Annotated in this window: 22 protein-coding genes; 15 read left to right on the forward strand and 7 right to left on the reverse strand. The window is 58.9% G+C overall.

Translation table 11 applies throughout. From position 1 onward, the window contains the following. Positions 1-6: 6 nt before the first annotated feature. The 11 genes from BLW25_RS06510 to BLW25_RS06560 all read left to right on the forward strand — a co-directional run bounded on the left by BLW25_RS06510 (position 7) and on the right by BLW25_RS06560 (position 8,462). Entirely contained in the window at positions 7-564 is a 558-nt protein-coding gene (locus BLW25_RS06510; RefSeq protein ID WP_092897466.1) for a hypothetical protein, read from the forward strand. A 10-nt stretch (positions 565-574) separates the two neighbouring features. Continuing rightward, complete coding sequence (locus BLW25_RS06515; protein ID WP_253188252.1) at positions 575-907, forward strand: tail fiber assembly protein; 333 nt, start codon at positions 575-577, stop codon at positions 905-907. Positions 908-970: 63 nt separating this feature from the next. Further along, the gene (locus tag BLW25_RS06520; RefSeq protein WP_092897468.1) at positions 971-3,085 is read left to right on the forward strand and encodes an SGNH/GDSL hydrolase family protein; all 2,115 of its coding nucleotides are present in this window, start codon (positions 971-973) and stop codon (positions 3,083-3,085) included. A gap of 62 nt (positions 3,086-3,147) precedes the next feature. Then, positions 3,148-3,414, forward strand: coding sequence for a spike base protein, RCAP_Rcc01079 family (locus tag BLW25_RS06525; RefSeq protein WP_092901643.1), 267 nt, complete (start codon positions 3,148-3,150; stop codon positions 3,412-3,414). Next, complete coding sequence (locus BLW25_RS06530; RefSeq protein WP_143040457.1) at positions 3,414-4,469, forward strand: hypothetical protein; 1,056 nt, start codon at positions 3,414-3,416, stop codon at positions 4,467-4,469. Before BLW25_RS06525 ends, BLW25_RS06530 begins: the two co-directional genes overlap by 1 nt. Then, positions 4,462-4,857 carry a hypothetical protein gene (locus tag BLW25_RS06535; RefSeq protein ID WP_092897472.1) on the forward strand — a complete coding sequence of 132 codons (396 nt, stop codon included), beginning with the start codon at positions 4,462-4,464 and terminating at the stop codon, positions 4,855-4,857. Before BLW25_RS06530 ends, BLW25_RS06535 begins: the two co-directional genes overlap by 8 nt. Positions 4,858-4,875: 18 nt before the next feature. After that, positions 4,876-5,184, forward strand: coding sequence for a hypothetical protein (locus tag BLW25_RS06540; RefSeq protein ID WP_092897474.1), 309 nt, complete (start codon positions 4,876-4,878; stop codon positions 5,182-5,184). Between the two features lie 251 nt (positions 5,185-5,435). Further along, positions 5,436-6,854: an AAA family ATPase gene (locus BLW25_RS06545; RefSeq protein ID WP_092897476.1), complete on the forward strand. Its 1,419-nt coding sequence runs from the start codon at positions 5,436-5,438 to the stop codon at positions 6,852-6,854. A 59-nt stretch (positions 6,855-6,913) separates the two neighbouring features. Beyond that, entirely contained in the window at positions 6,914-7,441 is a 528-nt protein-coding gene (locus BLW25_RS06550; RefSeq protein WP_143040458.1) for a hypothetical protein, read from the forward strand. 277 nt (positions 7,442-7,718) lie between these two features. Then, positions 7,719-8,258 carry an N-acetylmuramoyl-L-alanine amidase gene (locus tag BLW25_RS06555; RefSeq protein WP_171909495.1) on the forward strand — a complete coding sequence of 180 codons (540 nt, stop codon included), beginning with the start codon at positions 7,719-7,721 and terminating at the stop codon, positions 8,256-8,258. A 3-nt stretch (positions 8,259-8,261) separates the two neighbouring features. Continuing rightward, positions 8,262-8,462 (forward strand): hypothetical protein, encoded by a 201-nt coding sequence (locus BLW25_RS06560; RefSeq protein ID WP_092897482.1) that lies wholly within the window; start codon positions 8,262-8,264, stop codon positions 8,460-8,462. 547 nt (positions 8,463-9,009) lie between these two features. Here the strand turns inward: BLW25_RS06560 and BLW25_RS24290 are convergent. From BLW25_RS24290 to BLW25_RS06575, 5 genes are all read right to left on the reverse strand, one after another. Further along, complete coding sequence (locus BLW25_RS24290; protein WP_171909496.1) at positions 9,010-9,177, reverse strand: hypothetical protein; 168 nt, start codon at positions 9,175-9,177, stop codon at positions 9,010-9,012. A gap of 420 nt (positions 9,178-9,597) precedes the next feature. After that, on the reverse strand, positions 9,598-10,677 hold the full coding sequence (locus BLW25_RS06565) for an XRE family transcriptional regulator (protein ID WP_171909497.1): 1,080 nt from the start codon (positions 10,675-10,677) through the stop codon (positions 9,598-9,600). 1 nt (position 10,678) lies between these two features. After that, a complete protein-coding gene (locus BLW25_RS23910) occupies positions 10,679-11,359 on the reverse strand; it encodes a hypothetical protein (protein WP_143040459.1) in 681 nt (226 codons plus the stop codon). 205 nt (positions 11,360-11,564) lie between these two features. Beyond that, positions 11,565-12,209 (reverse strand): SOS response-associated peptidase, encoded by a 645-nt coding sequence (locus BLW25_RS06570; protein WP_253188253.1) that lies wholly within the window; start codon positions 12,207-12,209, stop codon positions 11,565-11,567. Continuing rightward, complete coding sequence (locus tag BLW25_RS06575) at positions 12,188-12,502, reverse strand: hypothetical protein (RefSeq protein WP_143040460.1); 315 nt, start codon at positions 12,500-12,502, stop codon at positions 12,188-12,190. Before BLW25_RS06575 ends, BLW25_RS06570 begins: the two co-directional genes overlap by 22 nt. A 316-nt stretch (positions 12,503-12,818) precedes the next feature. Between BLW25_RS06575 and BLW25_RS06580 the strand changes: the two genes are divergently transcribed. Next, entirely contained in the window at positions 12,819-13,052 is a 234-nt protein-coding gene (locus BLW25_RS06580; protein WP_092897490.1) for a glutaredoxin family protein, read from the forward strand. Between the two features lie 1,864 nt (positions 13,053-14,916). Here the strand turns inward: BLW25_RS06580 and BLW25_RS25210 are convergent. Next, positions 14,917-15,048: a hypothetical protein gene (locus BLW25_RS25210; protein WP_290438666.1), complete on the reverse strand. Its 132-nt coding sequence runs from the start codon at positions 15,046-15,048 to the stop codon at positions 14,917-14,919. A 502-nt stretch (positions 15,049-15,550) separates the two neighbouring features. Beyond that, a complete protein-coding gene (gene rocF, locus BLW25_RS06590; RefSeq protein WP_092897494.1) occupies positions 15,551-16,474 on the reverse strand; it encodes an arginase in 924 nt (307 codons plus the stop codon). A gap of 149 nt (positions 16,475-16,623) precedes the next feature. On the opposite strand from rocF, the gene BLW25_RS06595 reads away from it, so the two are divergent. From BLW25_RS06595 to ndk, 3 genes are all read left to right on the forward strand, one after another. Then, entirely contained in the window at positions 16,624-18,747 is a 2,124-nt protein-coding gene (locus BLW25_RS06595; RefSeq protein WP_092897496.1) for a heme lyase CcmF/NrfE family subunit, read from the forward strand. Then, entirely contained in the window at positions 18,744-19,205 is a 462-nt protein-coding gene (locus BLW25_RS06600) for a cytochrome c-type biogenesis protein (RefSeq protein ID WP_092897498.1), read from the forward strand. Before BLW25_RS06595 ends, BLW25_RS06600 begins: the two co-directional genes overlap by 4 nt. Positions 19,206-19,466: 261 nt before the next feature. After that, positions 19,467-19,889, forward strand: a complete 423-nt coding sequence (gene ndk / locus BLW25_RS06605; RefSeq protein WP_092897500.1) for a nucleoside-diphosphate kinase — start codon at positions 19,467-19,469, stop codon at positions 19,887-19,889. The last annotated feature ends 100 nt before the right edge of the window (positions 19,890-19,989 follow it).

The raw sequence follows: 19,989 nt of genomic DNA on the forward strand, positions 1-19,989 counted from the left end.
GAACTGATGGCTTTCTGGACCAATCTGCTCAACAGCATCTTCGAGACGGGCAAGCCGATCCGGGCGGTCGATGGTCGGGCGCTCCGGGATAACCCCATCGCTATCGCCGAAGGCGCTCCGGACGCCCCTGGCCTGCAACACCGCGCGCTGGCTATTGTCGCGGCGGGGGACATTGCCAAGTTGCAGCGGCTGCCAATTGTGGCCAGCGGCGAGGGCTTTGTTGATGTTGTGTCTGCGGTTCTCCTGAATTCAGGCACATTGCGCGCGCGGGGCACCTTCTGGGTCGGTTCCCAATATGAGGGCGCGCGTGCCCGGTTTTTCCGGAGACGGAACGGGGTTGAAACCATGGTTGCCGATCTTGCGGGCATCACCAATGCGGGCATCGTTCTGACGGCGGATATTCCATTTCAGCCGCTGGATCGCATCACAATGCGCGTGGGTCGCGTCGGTACCGGCGTGGCGGTTCAGGCGTCAAATTCGACATTCAGCACGTCAGGCGGGGATTTGTGGTTGCTGGAAAAGACCGACGCCGCAGATGTCGTCAACAGTTCGCGCGGATCGTGAGGGCGCCACTATGCAGTACAAATGGATGAACCCGGAACAAACGCTCGGCAACATCACCGAGGGCAATCATGTGACCGTGGTCGAGCCCGACCACCCCCGATGGGGTGAATTTGTCGCCTCTGATCCTGCGCCGCATGTGGCGTCAGACGCCTGGGCTGATCTTCGCGCTGAGCGTGACCGGCTGCTGCGGATGTCTGATCTCGATCCTCGCAATCTCGCGGATTTCCCCCAGACGCTGGCCGCGCGCGATGCATGGCTGGCTTACCGCCAGGCGCTCCGCGATCTGCCTGACGTGACGAGTGACCCACTGGCCGCTGTCTGGCCCGAGCCCCCGCAGGGCTGACCTCTCCGCAAAACTTGATCTGACACACCCCGCCGCGTGCGGGCTTTTTTACGTGGATATGCCATGGCTTTGACCACCATCATCACGGGCCGCGTGCCGATCACGACTGACCGCCCTTTCAAGGCGGCAGAGCTGGTATTCACGTTGTCGGACTGGGATAAGGCCGGCGCTGATATCTTCCCGCCGGCTGCTGTGCGATCCGTGTTGCTGACGGCTGACGGGACGATCCCGGTTGGTTTCGCTCTATGGCGAAACTCTGCAGGGGCACGCAGCACCACATATCTCGTCACGGCTCGCTGGACCGAAGATGACAGGCAACGCCAGGCGATACCGCGTGAAGTGCTGCTTGGTAAGATCTACCTGACCGGACCCGGTCCTGTCGCTCTGGCCGACCTTCTGGCAATCCCGGCCCCTGTACCGACCGTGCCGGATGCGCTGGCGCAGGCGCTTGGGGCTGCGGCCTCGGCTGGCGTGGATGCTGGCCGTGCGGAAGAGGCCCGGTCTGGCGTCGAGGTGATCCGGGATGAGGTTGTTGACCTCGCGCAGTTCCCGCTGGCCAAAGGCTACATGACGCGCGCTGCGGCTGTGTCGGCGGCCGATGATCTTGGCCTCTACGGCGCCATGCAGACCACGGGTTACGCAGTTGCGGGGGATGGGGGTGGCGCGTCCTACCTGCGGCACGGCTCCATCACTCCGGGCGGGATCACCACGGGCGGGGGCTTTTGGCGGCTGCTGACTGAGCAGGGCATTGTTCCGGCTCAGGTCGGGGCCAAAGGGGATGGGGTCGCGAATGACAGCGCGGCCTTTGCGACGCTTGAGGCCCTTGTCAGCGGTCAGGTGATCAATCTGATGGGGCGGACGCATGTGGTCACCGCGATCCCCGCCGGCAACAAATATATCAACGGCTTCTTCTCGGTCGGTGGTCTGACCCGCTCAACTCTGGTGCTGGGTGAGCTGGATGACGCCCCTGCGGCAGTCTGGCGCTTCGGCGGGCAGATCGCACAGCTGGCCCGCGCGCTTGGTGACCCCTTCCGCCAGTACCTGAAAATCAGCCAGCTGGGCGACAGCATCACCCATGGACAATCTCTGCCCGAGAACGCGCCTACTGAGCCGCGCGACGGGACAGGCTCGGACCCGAGGAACTATTACAACACGGCCTCCTGGGCCAATGAGCTTAAGCGCTGGATCGGGCAGCAGTATGCGAACGGGGCCGCGCCGGTTCTGTCGAATTGGCCCGCCAGCCCATCGGGCGAAAGCATCGCGACCTTCTCCCGCACGGATGGGGTATTCCCGGCCGGGCCGAAATTCACTGTCACCATCACCGGGGGCAGCTTTACGCAGCAGACCCTTTACAACGCCGCCTATCCCTATGGCGCACAGCATAGGTTTACTGACGGATCTGGCGGCACAAGCTCTGGCAAGTATGCCTTCAAAATGACGGGCAAAGAGTTCACGTTCTTCTTTGATGCACTGGCCTCCGGCTGTCTTGATTATACGGTCTGGGTCAATGGGGTGCAGCTTGGCGGCGTCTATTCGACCACGCTGGGCGAGGATGGTAATACCGCGCGCACCCGCCGCCACCACGCCTTGCCCGCCTATACCGTCGATGCCGAAATTGAAATACGCACGGTGAACAATGCCGGGGCCGGGGCGACACAGTCGCTTTACGTCTATGCCATCGAGTTCCGCCGCCAGATCGTGATTTCCAATCAGGGGATCAACGGCACGTCCTTCATGACCTATCGCAACAATATGCTGACCTCGGGCGGCCATGGCGATGGTCTGGCGGTTGATGCCGAGGACGGGTTTATCTTCATCCAGCTTGGCACCAATGACCGGGGCAAGCGCCCGGACCTGTCCTATACTCTGTCCGAGGCGCGCGGACATGCGCAGGCGCTGATCGACACGGTGAAAACCCTCTCGCCCACTGCCAAACTGATCATGATGTGCGCCAATCGCCCGACGCTGGACGGGCCGCCGGACTTCAAATGCACGATGGGGGATATCCGGCAGATGTTGCTGGAGACGGCGCAGGATAACACGCTGGATCTGATCGACAACTTCGCTCCCTTCGTGCGCGCGGATGCCGGCAAGTTTCTCGCGGATGGCCTGCATCCCAACCGCCCCGGCCATGGGCTGATGGCGCGCAATATCATCAACGCCATCCGGGGCATGTGATCCTTCCGACAATCCGACCTGACGCAAACCCGCCTCGCGCGGGCCTTTTTATGGAGTCCACCATGCCAGACCCCTTCGCCTTCCACGCGCGCGGCCTTGAAAGCCCTGCACGGTTTCACCGCACGATCACACCCAGCGATACTATTGATCTCGCGGTATCTGGCGAGCGCCCGCGCGTGATCGTCTGCATGACCGCCGGCAATGTCGCCGTGGTCGATGATGGCGGTACAGTGGTCACCTATGCGATGACCGCCGGGCAGCCCCTGCTGTTCTCACCGCGCAGGATCAATGCGACCGGCACCACGGCCACTGTCGTGGGGTGGTGGTGATGCTGGGCCTCGGGCTTTCGCTGTGGTCCGTTGCTCTTGGGGCGTCCTGGACCCCCGCCGCACTCTTCGGTGCCGGGCAAGCCGGGCATTGGGCTGAATACAATCCTGCGGTTGGGCGGCTGTTTCAGGACGCCGCCGGCACCATTCCGGCAACCCTTGCCGACCAGCCCGTGGGGCTTGCAAAGCGCCTCGCCGGATCGGTCGATGCCGCACAGGCCACCGCGCTGTCGCGCCCGACGCTGGCGCGCCATCCGAAAGGCGGGCGGCGGAACTTGCAGCTGCGCTCTGATGGCATTCAGGGGTGGAGTATGTCTGGGGCCTCCAATGTGGGTAACCGCAAGATTATGGTCTCAACCGCGAACGTGGCTCACTTTGGGTTTGGGTCTCCGGTTGCTTTTTCTGCCGGCGTTGCAACGCAGAGGCTGAAAGTAAAAAAGGACGGAATTTACTCATACGCATTTGTTGCGCTTTTGCAGGCCGGAGACGGTAGCAGCGCGATGGCCGGAGTGAGCATCAACCTTGATACGGGTGAGCTTAACTCGCCCGGAAGCCTGTTGACGAACTATTACGCGTCCCCAACCCCTGACGCGGATGGCTACTGGTCCGTAACCATCTCCCGATCAGTCGGAGACACGACATCTGCGGCCCGCGTTATCGTCAATAATACCCCGGGGTCTAGCTTTGTGTTCACCGGAGACGGCACTTCGGGCGTTCTTGTCAAGGATGTGCAAATCGAAGCTGGGGCCGTATCGACACCATACCAGAACGTCATAACTCCAAACGACATTACCGAAGCCGGTAAGCCCGATATCTGGCACCTCTGGAATGACGGCGGCGACAGCCTGAACGCGGCACCGCTTCCGGCCGGCACCTATGGCCTCGCTTATGTCGATGTGCTGGGCGGTGTGACCATCACCACCGCAGCTTCAGACGGAACCACGCCGATCAACCTGCTGCGCGCCGAGCGTCAGGCCCAGGTGATCCTGCGCCAGGGGGCGTTTACCGCCGCCGAAGAAGCACAGATCCGCAGCTATTGGGGAGGGCTCTATGTCTGAGATCCGCATCACCATCGCTTGCCCGGTCGCGCATCTCGCCGACGCCGCGCAGTTCAGCCGCGCCACCGGCTATGGGCCTGAGGATGAACATACCTTCACCATCGCACCCGAATACCAGGACATGGCCGGCAACCGCTACCGCGTGGCCTCTGGCCTCGTGGCCGGCGTCTATCTGACGAATGCGGTCTCGCCGCTGATCGCACCCGCCTGGGGCGCCGACGTGGCCGCAGCCGACCGCGCGCAGGCGCTGATCGCGGTCTGGCAGCCGCCGGAAGATCCGGAAGCCCTCCCGGAACCCTTTGCCGCACCTGACCGCATCGCGGCGGTGATTGGGGATGATCCGCAGGCCGCGCTGGCGGTGCTGGGATTGACCGCCGCAATCCTCTGACGCGCAGGAGACGCATAAATGGCCTTGAAATATGATGGCACGATCAATGCGGGGGCAATCCTCCAGGCGGTGGTTGTGTTTGCTGGCGCACTCTCTGCGGTGATCTGGACGCAGGCCGGGATCTGGCGGCTTGAAGCTGATCAACGGCGCATGGAAACGACGCTGGCGGCAGACCTCGCTTCGATCCGCTCGGATGCCAGCGCCCGGGAAGTGCGGATCCGTGCGGCAGAGCTGGCGCTGGCTGGTCAGCAATCCGACCTGCGCAGCATTCAGAGCGGGATCAGCCGGATCGAGGCGCAGCTCGAGAAGCTTCAGCTGCGCCCCTGACCGTACTGGCCCCGTGATCTATGGGATGCTCAGGGGGCCGAGGAAGGGGTAAGGGAGAGAGAATCTTACTCCCAAAACGACCATTTATCTTGCGGGGATCTGACATCGATGTGCTATGCAGGGCACTATCAACTGCGATGGACCATAATACAACTATCTGATTTTGATAGAATGTTTACTGGTGGCGTGCTTTGGACGTAGCTGCTAGGAGTAGGTAGCCGTGCCGTCAGAGCATAGATAAGGAAGTGGCGATGAGGATTGAGATTGAAAAAGTTGGCCGTATTGCCAAAGGACAGATTTCGACCAATGGCCTAACGCTTTTTATCGGTCAAAATGATAGTGGCAAAACTTACACTGCTGCCACCCTGTGGGCTTTCTTAAAGCATGTGGATGATGCTGCAAAGAAAGCGAGTGGTAGTTTGATTGAGAGGCTAAAGGAATTTATTCTGAGGCTTCAATCGGGAAAAGAGCCTAATTTTACATTTAATATATCTCCAGAGGAAAGCGCGCAGATAAAGGCGCAAGTTGATGGGGCTTTCAGTAATGACATTGGCGAAATACTCAAGGGCGCAATCGGGTACGATGGATTTTCCGAAAGCAAGGTGAATGTTTTTGTTGAGCATGAGGCAGTGGAGTTTCATTTCGACGTCAAGAAATATGAAGACGTTAGAGAGATCCCTGTAGATCCTGATGATGAAGATGATGATGGTGCCGTAGAGGCTTACGAAGTCGTTGAGTACTATGATATTAAGTGTACGATCCGGATCGGCGAGTTTGTGGATGATGCGTTCTCAGTTGAAAGCTGGGAAACATCCTACGGTTTTGATGCAATAGAGAATATAATTAGCAGGATTATTTATGGCGTCGCTACTTGTGGCCGGGATTGGCTCGATATGCGTAATGTCATCTACCTTCCTGCTGCTCGGACCGGTATAATGCTGGCGCTCGACTACTTTGTCAGCGGTGTCTTGGATAGATCAAGGCTAAGAGGTAAAGATTTAGATGAAACCGGGTCATTGCCTGCGCCTATTCAGGAGTTTGCTAGGGCTCTTTCTCGCCCCACTTTCGCAATCCGAGCTTCGACATCGGGCGGTGGAATTCTAAAAAACTTAATTCAGGGAAAGTTTAGTCGCAAAAGACGGCTGAACGGGGCTGATCTTTTGTATTCTGTCGATGGCACTGACACGGAAATACCATTGGCCTCCACCTCATCTCTGGTTACTGAGCTTTCGGCACTCTCATTTCTATCCCATAGGGTCTCTAAAAGAAGCTTGCTCATCTTTGAGGAGCCGGAAGCGCACTTGCATCTTGGGGCTCAGAGGGAGATGGCAAGAGCACTCACTAAGCTTGTTAACTCTGGCGTTCGAATACTGGTTACGACACACAGTGATACTTTCGTACAGCAGATTAACAACCTAGTATCGCTACATTTTCTCAAGGATGACGCCGAACTTCTCACTAGAATATCGGCAGATCCAGATTGCGCAATCGATCCGGAGAAGATTTCGGCTTTCGATTTCGAATGCGTAGATGGAAGAACCAAAATCAACCAAGTGAATGTTTCTAATCGTGGGATTGTCGCGCGTTCTTTAAATAAGGTGTTGATTGATCTGGCAACGGAAACGTTAGAGATTGGCGATGCGCTTGATAGCATGGAAGATAATATTTGAGATTGGCATAAATCATGTTTTTGAATTTAGATTTGGTAAATTCTGACTATGTGTACAGTGTGGACAGGAATAAAAAGTTCTATGTTGTCGAGAAGTCAGCTCAAGGCGCAGGAAAATGCTGCTTTGAGTCTGATTTGCCGGTTCTATTTATTAAAGCAATGGACAAGTCAACGGTACTTTGGTCGTTGAAAGACAAAAAATGCGCGGAAGCAGCTTTTTGCACAGTGGATGCTGGAGGGCATTCCTGCTTGCACATCGTTGAAATGAAAAGCGGGCTCACCTTGAGTAAATTCAATCACGTCATCGAGCAGTTCAAGGGCATGCTTTTGGCGGCATTGGCAACCCTTTCGGTTACGAGGAATGTCGAGCCAACTTCTGTAATTGTTTATCTTGCTTATACTGATGACAAGATATCATATCCGCCAGAGGAATACGGCATCCTGAGGAAAACTCTGGTCGGTGGTGAGGAAATTGCTGGAAAAAGGGAGTGGAGAAGGAAAGAGGTTATGTTGCACCACTCGATTAAGGCGAAGCTAATAACTGGTCAACGTGTTAACGGTGATGTGGATTTTGGTAAGATCGCATAACGCAAATATCTAGTTATCAGTGTCAGCAATGATCGTGAGTTTTTCTGTATTTTCGCCGATAGATGGGATGGGGCGATTCGCAGAAAAATTTCTCGAATATTCTCTAAATGTTATATTTGTGGATTTCATCTGACTTGCAATCTGTACACTCGACTATGTTGATGCCCATTTTGAGTAATGTTTGTTGGTTGATTAGATAAGACTAATCCATACGAGTGTTCGTTCACCCCGCCCCGCCATCCAGCGGGGCTTTTTCACATTCATCATGGAGAACATCATGAGCAAGATCGCTCTGGTGATCGGGCATAATGCCCGGTCGCAGGGGGCTGTCCGCGTGACGGACAAGCGCACCGAATATGACATCAACTCTGACCTCGCCGTGGCGATCCGGGATCTGGATCCGGCGCGATATGTGATCGTGCGCCGCACGCATGGCGCCGGCGAGATCGGTCGCGCCTATGCCGAGGTTGACCGGCTTGGCGTCGCGGCCTCGGTCGAGCTGCATTTCAACAGCGCAGAGGCCGCCAGCGCCACCGGGACCGAAACCCTGACCAGCGGCACCACCAACAGCGCCCGCCTCGCGCGCGGCGTGCAGGCGGGCATGGTCCGCGCCCTCGGGCTGCGGGATCGGGGTGTGAAGGTCATCGCCCGCGACGGCCGGGGCGGGGCCTCGCTCTGGACCGGCAAGCCGCCGGCCGTGTTGATCGAGCCGTACTTCGGCAGCAACCCGACCGACTGCGCCGCGGCTGATCGCAACTTCTCGGCGCTCGCCCGCGCCATTCATGAGGCCTGCACGGCCTATCTCAAAGGAGCCTGAACCATGCACAACATCATTGTCCGGATGGTGATCTATATCCTGTCCCCAATCCTCACCGCCGCTGTAGCGCTGATCTCTGGCTGGGGCGTCAGCTATGACGCAACGTCGCATGTCCTGTCATTAGATCTGCCGGCGCTGATCGGCGCGGTCATGGCGGCTGTGGGCCTTTCTGGCGCGGTGTTTGCTCGATGGGGCGTCAGGTAAGAACAGGCAGGAGTGTGCCGGAACCGTGGTTCGGAGCCGGCACGTTCTCGCGAGGACTCAGTTTCGCCATGGTTTCGCCGCGGCTCTGACTCAGGTCACCCCCAGATCAAAGGAATGATCAATCGACGTGTAAACCTGTTCCTTGCCGAAATAGCCTCAATGCAGAGAAGGGCCCGGAGAATGAGAATTCAAGGGATCATCCTGCTTCTGTCAGCTGTCGTTCTTGGCGGCGGCATTATTGCGAGCAGCTGGAACCTCTGACACTTTGCTCGGCTAAGCCGTACTTTTGCTGTCACTCTGGCTGGTCGAGGAAGGCCCATATAAAAGGCCCCACATGGTGACGATCTCACTCTTACGCTGACACTTTCAACCAGCTCCAACCCACCACAAGCAAAGCGGCCACCATGTACAGATCCATCACACACTCCGTGGTTGCATGGCGCCTTTATGCTGTTTGGCAAGTGACGCGTCCATTCGCATGATTGCCTAGGCAGAACTGCCCCTTGGGTGGCGTGCCCAAGCCCGCCTGAGCGGGCCTGCTCTGAGTTTACGCTTTCCGTCTGGCAGCTTCTCGCGCGCGATCCGCTTCCAGCCCGGCCATGAAGTCACGGTGCTTTTTGCGAGCCGTTGCTGCGCGCTGAATATCCGCTGGTGTCGCCGGGCGGCTAAGGTATTCGGCAAGATTGAAGGGGGTCTTCTGCGAGAAGTTCGTCAAGGAAGTCTCCTTGCGGCGCTGTGCCACCTCTGGGGCTTAGCACAACTGGTTCCGGAAGGCCCGAGGAAAGGGCAGGGCGCATGAAGAGGCCCACCGGTGGCGGGAATGCGCCCGCGCCAGAGAATATCGTTCTACATCCATTCAGGCGCGCTATCGTTGTGGTGTCGGCGTCGGAAGTGACAGCCTCCAGGTCGACAGGCCCGAGGGCAACCCAATAGACTCCAGTCCTGCTCTCGGGCCATCTATGAAGAAGCTCGCCGGATGACCGGGCCGTGGTCAGCGGGGCGCGGCTGATCGCGCGCATTTATGCCTGCGCGGGCGATGGTTGGCGCACGTAGCAATTTTCCCTTTGGCCAAGAGCGACAAAGCGAGTGCTCTTTGTGCTGCTCGTAAGTCGCCATCCTCCCTGAGCCTGTACCCCTAGGTAACAACTCGCAGGCTAGCGCGCCTCTCAGCAGGTGTTGCAATCTCATGCTTGGATATCTCAACGACAGCGAGACCCTGAAGCAGCCCGACAACCTCGGACATGGGCAAATGAATTTCACTTGCAACATGTCTCAAGGTTATTCCCCTTTCGCGAAGAGCTTTTAGGACCAGATCCAAGACATATGATTGCTCACATGGTATGGCATTTGGCTCTCGAACGTGGAAATCTCGGCGACGCATTTCGATCACTATCGACTTGTAGTGCCAGTCGGACAGGTATTTTAGCTTGTTTAGTCTGTATGCCAGTGCTGCTGCTGAAACTCCCCAGATCTTTTTTGAATTTATTATTGATTCCAGGGTGATAGACTTGGGTATATTCCTGTGAATACTCTGGATGGTTATCAAAAAGCTGGACGCGAACGAATTAGCGTCCTTCTCTGCTTCTTGGCCTGTGGGAGCTCCGTGCCTATGCATCACTAGGTGGCCTAATTCGTGTGCAATATTGAACCTCATTCTTTCAGAGGATCTGCTCGTGTCGATTAGAATGTACGGCTTGTCATCCATCCAAAACGAGCAAGCGTCAATTTCACGGCAGTTCTCTGGGAGGGCGAAAAGTCTAACACCTTTTGCTTCCAATAGGTTAATCAGATGCTTTATTGGTTGGTGGCCAAGTCCCCATTCTCGCCTCAAAAGATCTGCCGCAAGGTCAGGAGCTTCGTCGGAGAGATCCGGCAGGCTGACCTTGTCACGCCCAAATCTTGGATCCAGCCACGCAGCAAGTTCGATGGACAAATCGCACATGGCAAGCGCAGCATCACGCTGTGCTGCGGTCTTTCTGCTGAGGGATCGGAAGCTTACAGCGCCAGTTTGCACGCTGGCGCTGTCTTTTAGCTTGAAGAAGCTATCAGGAAATCCCAACTCGCGCGCAATTTCACTTTCTCGATCCTTTGGGATAACTATTGACCCCGTCTCCCATCCACCAACTGCCCTCGCTGTGACGCCGAGAATTTCTGCTAGCTCTGGTCTGCTAAGCCCTCTCCGCTGCCTTGCGATTGTGATGCGATTGCCATTCATCTCAGATCCTGATCGTAACATTTGGAAGGATTTCTGGGCCGCTATCGTCGGCAGTATCGTCATCGTGAATTGAATCGGGCAGTGTAGTGTTGAGGATAATTCGCTGAGACCATGTTGTAATCAATCCAGCTTCGGCGACAGACGGCTTCGAGAGTTCCGCCCGAAATATCTCTTCTCCGGCAAATTCTGAGTGATAGTGAAGAAGAAGCCAAACTTTCGAGCTTTCCGACATTACTTTGCGCTTCGCAGGTATTGGGTTTCCGAAGAGATCCAGAGATGCAACGTCACTCACATCGAGAAAAATCTCACCTTTAGGTCTCTTCGTCTTGGGATCACTGCCGATGATCATTCCAGTTTGATGATCTCCGGCGCATACTATTATAGTAGTCCCATCCTCTGGGTTTCGAACTGTCGCGATGTTTGCGATGTTTCGTACTTCCCATCCGCGTTCAAACAATCCAGTCCGCACATGGCGCGTGGTGTAGCGGAACAAGTCGTAGCCGCCTGCTGTCGGTGGATCCGCGAACATAGCGGTTCGCTTTTCGGCGACGCCTCTCTGCAACGATGCTATTAGCAGATCTTCAGGAACGCCCATTTCTTTCAAGATGGCCCTGCGGTCGGCTGGCATGCTTATCACGTTACTCTTGCCGCTGCGCGGCGACATTCTGGTTTGATCGGTCATGTATCGCCTCGCTTCCGATTTTATACCTACAAGTATGTTGAAAATCGGAAGCTACTGCAAGAGCATTGTTTCCAAGCAGGGCATTTTCAGGAGAGTGGTTCTAGCTCTCAGCCTGCGTGATAGAAGTCCATGTTGCGCCCGCTGTAGTAATCCAGCGGGCCGCAGCCCGAGAGGGCGATGAAGAACGCGAGGGCGGTGGTCCGGATCATTCAATGACCTCCAGAGACCCGGCTGGTAGTGGTCCCTGCAAGGATTTGGCGTCCGTCCACGGCTCCATCAGCCATTCTTCCCAGTCGTCCGGCTCCGTCAGGATCACCGGCATGGCCTTGGGATGAATCTCCGCTACTTCTGCGTTTGGATCGCAGGTCAGAAAGGCGAAGAGGTCATCCGTGGTCTCGCCGTCCTTCAGCTTGCGGATGCTGGTCCAGTCCGGCACCCAGATTCCGGCAAAGAACGCCGGGCGATCCTCTTTCAGGGTAAACCACGCATTGCCTGCGCCTTTGCCCTGGCGCGGTTCCGCGAACTTATCGACCGGCACCAGGCATCGAAACGCAGGGCCGAGCCAGCGCCGCCAGTGAGGCGAGTTGGTGTTACGCACGTTGGTGACGCCGCGGTCGATGCCGCTCTTGCTGTGGAACTGAGGCGGGGAGGGCAGGCCCCACCGGGCGCTGCGCAGAACATGCCCTCCATCTCCGGCAGTGATGAGCGGCGCCATGCGATCGGGGTAGATATCGCCGGGCTCGATGTTGCCGGCGGCGTTCGTCAGCCCGGCAAAGATCTGGCGCATCGCCTCGGGTGAGGTCGTCTGGCTGTAAAGGTTGCACATCGTCAGGCCTTCTCGTTGCGCCATAGCCATTTCACAACCTGCCTGACCGGACGGCGGATGGTCAATCCATTCAGGAAGTCGGGTGAAGGAACTCGCCAGGAAACACTGATCGACTCGGTGCTTTTGCACCGCGCGCATGGCCACGGTGCCAGATGCAGCTGGTGATCATTGCCGACCACTTTCACCAGATCGGATGCCCAGAAGTGAACGATCCGCCTGCAGCCATTGCACCGCATGGTGATGATCATGCCGTCCTGCGCGGCGTGGATCATCCGCCGGTTCTGGAAGGGGTTGGCTGAAGGGTGGGCAGATGGCATAGGGCCGGTTCCGGGCTTCTCGAATCGTTAACTGTTCCTTATATGTTCTCACCATGAAGCGGATCTTTCACCTCAAATGTTCTTGCGGGCAATCGCGCCATCTGGCGGCCGACGATATGCCGCCGCAATGGCTTGAACCTGGCGGCCGGGGCATACGTGCCGAGGCCCTCACCATCATGAAGTGCCTGCATTGCGGGAGGCGCGGCGCTCCCGCGCTTGTCGAAATGCTGGTGTCTGAAGCTGCGCCGCCCGCGCCAATCATGACGCCTGCTGGCTACACAGGCCTCTGATCCACCTTCACAGACGGACCATCACCATGATCATCATCTACACCTCGCCGGGCTGTGGCCCGTGCGTTGCGACGAAACGTGCGCTGGATCGGGCGGGGCTCGCATATGAAGAGCGGGCAGGGGCTGACTGGCCGGAAGAGGTCGAGCGATTCCGCGCGGAAGGGCATGCGCAAGCTCCGATAGTGGTGCTTGGCAGCCACATCTGGAGCGGCTTTCAGCCAGGCATGGTGGGGGCAATTCTCGCAAAGAGTTCCGCATAAATTACGCACATACTCAAAATATTACACAAAATCAGTCTGGTTCGCTTCCTTTCATCCGCACCAGATCAGTTTGAAAACCCCCGGTTTCCCGTCGTTTATGGGAAATACGGGGGTTTTTTCTTTCTCGGGTTCCTGAAACTATACCATTTCGCCGCGTTTTTCGGATGCACCCGCGTATTTCAAGTGCCTGCGCTGAAACAGCCTGCTTCAAAAAGCGACCTTCAGGAACCGAGAGGGGCGAAGTGGCCCTGTGGGCAGGCGACCTGTCCACAGTTTTTCCGACTGGGATAGGCTGCGATGCTGCGGGCCGCGCGCAATACATTGTTGAATCGCCAAGAACTCCGGACGCGGCCTGACCATGGCAATCTGTGGGATTCTTGCTGGGTTCTGTCGCGTCGGAAATCCGCCTTGGGCGCGCGGCGAATGCCACAACCCTGAAGGAACCCGGGTATTTAGCTCAACATGTTCTGGAATAGACCGAGGCGCTGAACCACGCGCTCATCTTCACCGCGATGAAGGTCGAGACTGCGGCGGTGGTGCAAACTGCGCCTGACCGCGCCCTTGCCACCGGGGTGCTGCACGCTGCTGAAGACGTTGTCATCCTGTCGTGCAGCCCGCGCGTTCACAAGGCCCGCGAAGGAGGTGAGCATAACGGTTGCGTCCCTCCGCCAGCCTCGATCTGAAAGCAATAACGGCGGAGGGATCATCGGACGGGCATTGACCGGCGGCCTGCTGAACCTTCGCGAGGAGGACCGTGCTTGAGTTGGCGGCAACGCGGATCCGGGAATTCCTGACCGCTGCAGACATGGCCATCGCACCCGTAAGCTATTGGTTCCTTTACCGGTTTGTCGAGTGAGGTCACATTCGGGTTGAGCGTCGTCCCATTTTTTACCGCTATATGTGGTGCCGAAACAATGGTGGAGAAATGGGGCAGCCGAAGGGGCGCCGCGCAGCCGGGCAGGCTCCGACTGATATCCGGAAATCTCACCCCCGCTCTGGGGAGGGCGGGGGTGAGCCTTGCCGCTGTTAGGGCTTTGACAGCGGGCAGTAGGAATCACTGATTCTCTGAGGAATCTGGCTAATTTAAGGAAGTTTCGTCCGGATTATGTGGTGACGCAGATGTGTTGTCTGTCCGGTCTCAACCTGGCCAGCCTGGCTGCGGGGCAATAGTGGAGCGGTGGACCAGCCGGAAGTCGGGAGGTAAAGAGCCGAACCTGTGTGGAAAGTCTGCTTTACGGTAGCTTGCGGTGTGGCTGCGGGGGATCGCCATGTCGGGTTCTATCGAAGGCATTGCGCTTGGGCACGCGGTCCTTGTTCCGGATCGGCCTGAAGACCGTATCGATGAGGACCACCTTGTTTGGATGGTTGACCTCTTTATTGACGACATTAACGAACCTGATCTGGTGGGTCCCGGGTTTGTGCGGTCGGCACCTGCACAGAGGGGCGGCCGGCAACCATACTGCCACACTGCTTTAGCTGATCATCTATGGCAGGCTGAAATGGATTGCGTCCGGCCGCGGGCTTGAGGCGAGGTCAGCCAAAATGTGGATTTGATGTGGTTGACGCGCCGGCTATAAGGGCCTCGCCGACTTTCGCCGCGCCAACGGCCCCGACATCCGCCGCGTCTGCGCCCGTTGCGTGCAGCTGATCTCGACAGCCCTTTTAGGCCTTCGTCGGCCTGCTTGTATTGGGTTTCCAGGCGAGATCGGCATAGGCCCAGGGAAGCGCCTAAGCCGGCATATCCGGCTCTCGTTGACGAGCTGGCCATCGTTGCGCATGTACCGGGTCGTTCGGCGAACCCGGAAAATCGGATCTCCAGGAATTGCCCGCCGATCTGGCGTGTCTGTTTTAGGTTCTGCCCGGTCTAATCCTGGGCGAGGAGCAAAAAGATGCGCGCGCGACGGGTCGCGGATTCGGTCGCAGTCTCCTCGCCATTGACAGCGGCCAGCGCGACTTTCGCCCTGAACTCAGAGGCCTGCTGCCCGCGTTCAGACAACCCTGTTCTCCTTCTTGTCGGAGATCGGCAAACCGCAGATCAGAGCCTGTGTCAGCCTTCGGCTTACGGGGGGGCGTTCAAAAACCGTTCTGACACTTCGCCGACCCGATAGCCGGGTTATCAACGCGACCGCATCATTCCTGAACGCGTCAGTGAAACTGCGTGTGCTCCTCATGGCTACCTTGCCTGAACTCAGAGAAGATGACGTCAAGGAAACAGGTGGCTATTCACATCGCAGCGTAGTGATCCTTGTATCACCCCCGCACGCCCCCTCGTTCGTCTCTGAAGTCATGTCTTTCACCTGACGCATAAAGCTGTCGCACCTTAAGTGGCGTGCCCGGAGAAGATGGTAAGTTTTTCAAGTCATTAGATGCGATCTTCTGCTCTTTCTATCGGGGATATTTACCAACAGAAACCAAGCTGATCCATTATCTGCCCATCGATATCCCGGGCGAGCCCTCGTAATGCGAGAACGGGGGCAGAGCATCCCTTCCGCCTTAAGTCACTTGTTGCGCGTAGGTCTGTCGAACACCTTCCTGCCCATGAGCGATCCGACCAGATCCACCATCAGGCGCGTGGTCATGCCACGGTCATCGAGGAAAGGGTTCAGTTCCACCAGATCGAGCGAGGTCACCAGCGCCGATTCATGCAACAATTCCATCACCAGATGCGCCTCGCGGAAGGTGGTGCCGCCGGGCACGGTCGTGCCGACAGCCGGTGCGATGGCGGGGTCGAGGAAGTCGACATCAAGACTGACATGCAGCATCCCGTTCACCGCGCGCACATGATCGAGAAATTCCCGCAGGGGCGCCACGATGCCACGCTCATCAATCACCCGCATATCATTGATCTGAATGGCGCGTTCCTGCATCGCGGCCTGTTCGGCCTGATCGACCGAGCGGATGCCGAACATGCAGATCCGCTCGGCAGGAACCGGCGCGGGGAAGGGTGGAAAGCCATCAAAGCCATCGCGGCCGTTGATATAAGCCAGCGGTGTGCCATGCAGATTGCCGCTGGTTGTGGTCAGTGGCGTGTGGAAATCCGAATGCGCATCCAGCCAGAGGAGGAAGAGCGGTCGCGCCTGCGCTGCGGCCCAGGCGGCCGCTCCGGCGACCGAGCCAAGCGCCAGGGAATGATCGCCCCCCATGATCACTGGAAGGCCGCCATCCTTCAGCGCGTCTTCCACGGCCACTTTCAGCGCCATGGTCCAGCCGACGGTTTCGGTCATCTGATCCACGGCAGGGTTGGCGCAGGGCACCGCCGCCAGGGGCGTCGCCGTGACATCGCCGCGATCTTCGACCTCATGGCCTTCGGAGGCAATCGCGCGCGCGAGCCCCGCGACGCGGTAAGCCGAAGGGCCCATCAGACAGCCTGGCCGGCGCTGACCCGAATCGACCGGGGCTCCGATAAGAATGATGCGGGTCATGTAGCCTCCGGTGAGATTTGCGCCATCCTGGCACCTCCTGCGGCCTCTTGCCAGCGGGGCGCGACCGATAAGCGCAGTAAGGTGATGCAACCAGGCATTGGAGCCGCGCGCCGGGACAGCTAAGATAGCCGCGATAGGGAGACAGCCAGATGTTGATCGAGCTGGGGCATTTTGCCCTGATCCTGGCGCTGATGGTGGCGCTGATACAGACGATTCTGCCGCTTTGGGGCGCGCATCGGGGCAATCATATGCTTATGGCGCTGGCCGGACCTGCGGCGGTGGTGCAATTCGCGCTGGTCGGCTTTGCCTTTGCGGTGTTGATCCATGCCTTTGTCACCTCGGATTTCTCGGTGGCGCTGGTGGTGTCGAATTCGCATTCTCTGAAGCCGATGCTTTACAAGGTTTCAGGCACCTGGGGGAACCATGAGGGCTCGCTCCTTTTGTGGACGCTGATCCTCGCGCTGTTCGGGGCCTCGGCTGCCTGGTTCGGCGCCGGCCTGCCCGAGCGGCTGCGCGCCCGCGTCATCGGGGTCCAGGGCTCGATCGGGGTGGCGTTTCTTGCCTTCATGATCCTGACCTCGAACCCGTTTATCAGGATGGTCGAGGCGCCGATGGACGGGCGTGATCTGAACCCGTTGCTTCAGGATCCCGGTCTCGCCTTCCATCCGCCGTTTCTGTATCTCGGCTATGTCGGGCTTTCGATGTCTTTCAGCTTTGCCATCGCGGCGCTGATCGGGGGCAGGGTCGATGCGGCCTGGGCGCGGTGGGTGCGGCCCTGGACGCTGGCCGCCTGGGTTTTCCTGACCATTGGCATCGCGCTCGGGTCCTGGTGGGCCTATTACGAGCTTGGCTGGGGCGGGTTCTGGTTCTGGGATCCGGTCGAAAATGCCAGTTTCATGCCCTGGCTCCTCGCCGCCGCACTGTTGCATTCCGCCATCGTGGTGGAAAAGCGCGAAAGCCTGAAAGCCTGGACCATCCTTCTTGCGATCCTCGCCTTCGGGTTTTCGCTGATCGGTACCTTCATCGTGCGTTCGGGGGTGATCACCAGCGTACACAGCTTTGCCTCGGACCCCGAGCGCGGCGTGTTCATCCTGGCCATCCTTGGCTTTTTCACCGGCGGTGGTCTGGTGCTGTTCGCCGCCCGCGCCGGCGCGATGGAGGCGAAGGGCGTCTTCGGCATCGTCTCGCGTGAAAGCGCGCTGGTGGCGAATAATATCCTGCTCGCGGTGGCGGCTTTCGTGGTCTTTGTCGGCACCATGTGGCCACTGTTCGCCGAACTGGTGCTCGGCCGTGTGATGTCGGTGGGCGAGCCATTCTTCAATGCCGCTTTCACGCCGTTCTTTGTGGCGCTGGCGCTGATCCTGCCCTTTGGCGCCATGCTGGCCTGGAAGCGCGGCGATTCCGGCCGGGTTACGACTGATCTCGGGCCGGCAGCGCTGGCGGCAGCCGGGGTTGCAGTTCTGTCGCTTGCGCTGCTGGCGGGCCATGGGATGATCGCGGCTGTGGCGCTGGTGGGGGCGGGCGCAGGGCTTGCCACCGTCTGGAAACAGATCCCCGCGCGGTTCCGGGCGCGACTCCCGCTTCTGATGCTGGCGCTTGCAGTGCTGGGGCTTATCTGGGCGGTGCAGACCGGGCGCTCGGCGCTCGGGCCTTTGGGCGTGATGCTTGGCTCCTGGGTGGTCTTTGGCGCATTGACCGATCTTTGGGGGCGCAGCGGGCGTGGGGGGGACCGGCTTGGGCGTCTGATGCGACTGCCGCGCTCGGAATGGGGCAAGGTCGTGGCCCATGCCGGGATGGGCGTTACGGTTTTCGCCGTCTCGGCCCTCTTGGCCTGGAAGGTTGAGGAGATCAGTGTCGTCCGGGAGGGCGAGAGTTTCCGCCTTGGCCCTTATGATGTGCAGCTGGCCAATGTGCGCGAGGTGCGTGGCCCGAATTACATCTCGACCATGGCCGAAATGGTGGTGACGAGGGGCGGCGCGCGGGTTGTGGTGCTTTACCCGGAAAAACGGACCTATCCGGTGCAGGGGATGCCGACGACCGAGGCCGGGATTGATTACGGCTGGTTGCGCGACATCTACCTGGTGATCGGCGATCCGCAGGAGGGCGGCGGCTGGGCGGTACGTGCCTATATCGAACCCTTTGCCAACTGGCTTTGGGGCGGATGCCTGATGATGGCGCTTGGCGGGCTGATCAGCCTGACCGACCGGCGTTACCGGGTGGCTGCGAGCGGGGCGAAGGCCGCGCCCAAAGGTGCAAAGGTGCCGGCGGAATGAGGCTTAAGGCGTTTTTCATCGCGGCGCTGATGCTGCTTGCGGGCCCCGTTCTGGCGGTACAGCCCGATGAGATCCTGGCGGATCCCGGCCTTGAAACCCGGGCCCGCATGATCAGCCGCGAGATCCGCTGTCCGGTCTGCCAGGGCGAGACCATTGACGATTCCACTGCGCCGATCAGCCGGGATCTGCGGCTGATCATTCGCGAGCGGCTGGTGGCGGGCGACAGCAATGACGAGGTCATCGACTTTGTGGTGGCGCGCTATGGCGAATTCGTGCTGTTCAACCCGCGCGCATCGGGATGGAACTGGATTTTGTGGCTCTCGGGGCCGGTGGCGCTGCTGGCTGCGGGGGGCGGGATATGGCTGGCGCGCCGCAAGCGCCAGGCTGCGGTGCCCGCTCCACCAGTGCCGCTGAGCGCCGAAGAAGAGGCGCGCCTGGCCGAGATTTTGAAGGACTGACGCGGCGTCCCGCCCGCTTTTGCTGAGCCCCGGCTTCAGCTTGTACGCCTCACCGGTGGTAAATGCCGAGAGCGACAAGGCGCAGTCCGGGCCGATCCGGGCTCTGGCCGGGATTTCGGCGAAGATGTCGCGGCGTTTCCTGAAAATCGTCCGGCGCGCCTTGCCACTGCGCAAGCCCCACTTTCCTTTGATACATTCCCATGCTAGCAGCGCGCCCACACACGGGCCGCATCTGTGGCCCCCCAGAATTTGGAGAGCCCCATGGCCCTTGAGCGCACCTTCTCGATCATCAAACCCGATGCCACCAAACGCAACCTGACCGGCAAGATCGTCGCGAAATTCGAAGAGGCCGGCCTGCGCGTCGTCGCATCGAAGCGCGTGCAGCTGACCGCCGCTCAGGCTGGTGAGTTCTACGGCGAGCACCGTGACCGCCCCTTCTATGGCGAACTCGTCTCCTTCATGATCTCGGAGCCGGTGGTTCTGCAGGTGCTGGAAGGTGAAGGCGCGATCGCGAAAAACCGCGAAGTCATGGGCGCGACCGATCCGGCTGCGGCTGCAGAGGGCACCATCCGCAAGGAATTCGCGCTGTCGAAAGGCGAAAACTCGGTTCACGGCTCGGACAGCCCGGAATCGGCTGCCCGCGAGATCGCCTTCTTCTTCTCGGGTCTTGAACTGGTCGGCTGAGCCGCCGGTTGAACAGGAGCCGAAATCTGAATTCAGATTTCGGCACAAATTCCTGCTCAGGAATTTGAGCGCGCCTCTGGTTCAGGGGCGCGCTTTTTTG

It is taken from the genome of Rhodobacter sp. 24-YEA-8 (assembly GCF_900105075.1).
GTDB lineage: Bacteria > Pseudomonadota > Alphaproteobacteria > Rhodobacterales > Rhodobacteraceae > Pseudogemmobacter.

Excerpts from the sequence above, each read along its gene's own strand:
- rocF (WP_092897494.1), bottom strand. The coding sequence starts at position 16,474 with ATGACCCGCATCATTCTTATCGGAGCCCCGGTCGATTCGGGTCAGCGC.
- BLW25_RS23910 (WP_143040459.1), bottom strand. The coding sequence starts at position 11,359 with ATGACCGATCAAACCAGAATGTCGCCGCGCAGCGGCAAGAGTAACGTG.
- BLW25_RS06520 (WP_092897468.1), top strand. The coding sequence starts at position 971 with ATGGCTTTGACCACCATCATCACGGGCCGCGTGCCGATCACGACTGAC.
- BLW25_RS06560 (WP_092897482.1), top strand. The coding sequence starts at position 8,262 with ATGCACAACATCATTGTCCGGATGGTGATCTATATCCTGTCCCCAATC.
- BLW25_RS06575 (WP_143040460.1), bottom strand. The coding sequence starts at position 12,502 with ATGCCATCTGCCCACCCTTCAGCCAACCCCTTCCAGAACCGGCGGATG.
- BLW25_RS06580 (WP_092897490.1), top strand. The coding sequence starts at position 12,819 with ATGATCATCATCTACACCTCGCCGGGCTGTGGCCCGTGCGTTGCGACG.
- BLW25_RS06595 (WP_092897496.1), top strand. The coding sequence starts at position 16,624 with ATGTTGATCGAGCTGGGGCATTTTGCCCTGATCCTGGCGCTGATGGTG.
- BLW25_RS06570 (WP_253188253.1), bottom strand. The coding sequence starts at position 12,209 with ATGGCGCAACGAGAAGGCCTGACGATGTGCAACCTTTACAGCCAGACG.
- BLW25_RS06510 (WP_092897466.1), top strand. The coding sequence starts at position 7 with ATGGCTTTCTGGACCAATCTGCTCAACAGCATCTTCGAGACGGGCAAG.
- BLW25_RS06540 (WP_092897474.1), top strand. The coding sequence starts at position 4,876 with ATGGCCTTGAAATATGATGGCACGATCAATGCGGGGGCAATCCTCCAG.
- BLW25_RS06530 (WP_143040457.1), top strand. The coding sequence starts at position 3,414 with ATGCTGGGCCTCGGGCTTTCGCTGTGGTCCGTTGCTCTTGGGGCGTCC.
- BLW25_RS06555 (WP_171909495.1), top strand. The coding sequence starts at position 7,719 with ATGAGCAAGATCGCTCTGGTGATCGGGCATAATGCCCGGTCGCAGGGG.
- BLW25_RS06600 (WP_092897498.1), top strand. The coding sequence starts at position 18,744 with ATGAGGCTTAAGGCGTTTTTCATCGCGGCGCTGATGCTGCTTGCGGGC.
- BLW25_RS06535 (WP_092897472.1), top strand. The coding sequence starts at position 4,462 with ATGTCTGAGATCCGCATCACCATCGCTTGCCCGGTCGCGCATCTCGCC.
- BLW25_RS06545 (WP_092897476.1), top strand. The coding sequence starts at position 5,436 with ATGAGGATTGAGATTGAAAAAGTTGGCCGTATTGCCAAAGGACAGATT.
- BLW25_RS06515 (WP_253188252.1), top strand. The coding sequence starts at position 575 with ATGCAGTACAAATGGATGAACCCGGAACAAACGCTCGGCAACATCACC.
- BLW25_RS06565 (WP_171909497.1), bottom strand. The coding sequence starts at position 10,677 with ATGAATGGCAATCGCATCACAATCGCAAGGCAGCGGAGAGGGCTTAGC.
- ndk (WP_092897500.1), top strand. The coding sequence starts at position 19,467 with ATGGCCCTTGAGCGCACCTTCTCGATCATCAAACCCGATGCCACCAAA.
- BLW25_RS06525 (WP_092901643.1), top strand. The coding sequence starts at position 3,148 with ATGCCAGACCCCTTCGCCTTCCACGCGCGCGGCCTTGAAAGCCCTGCA.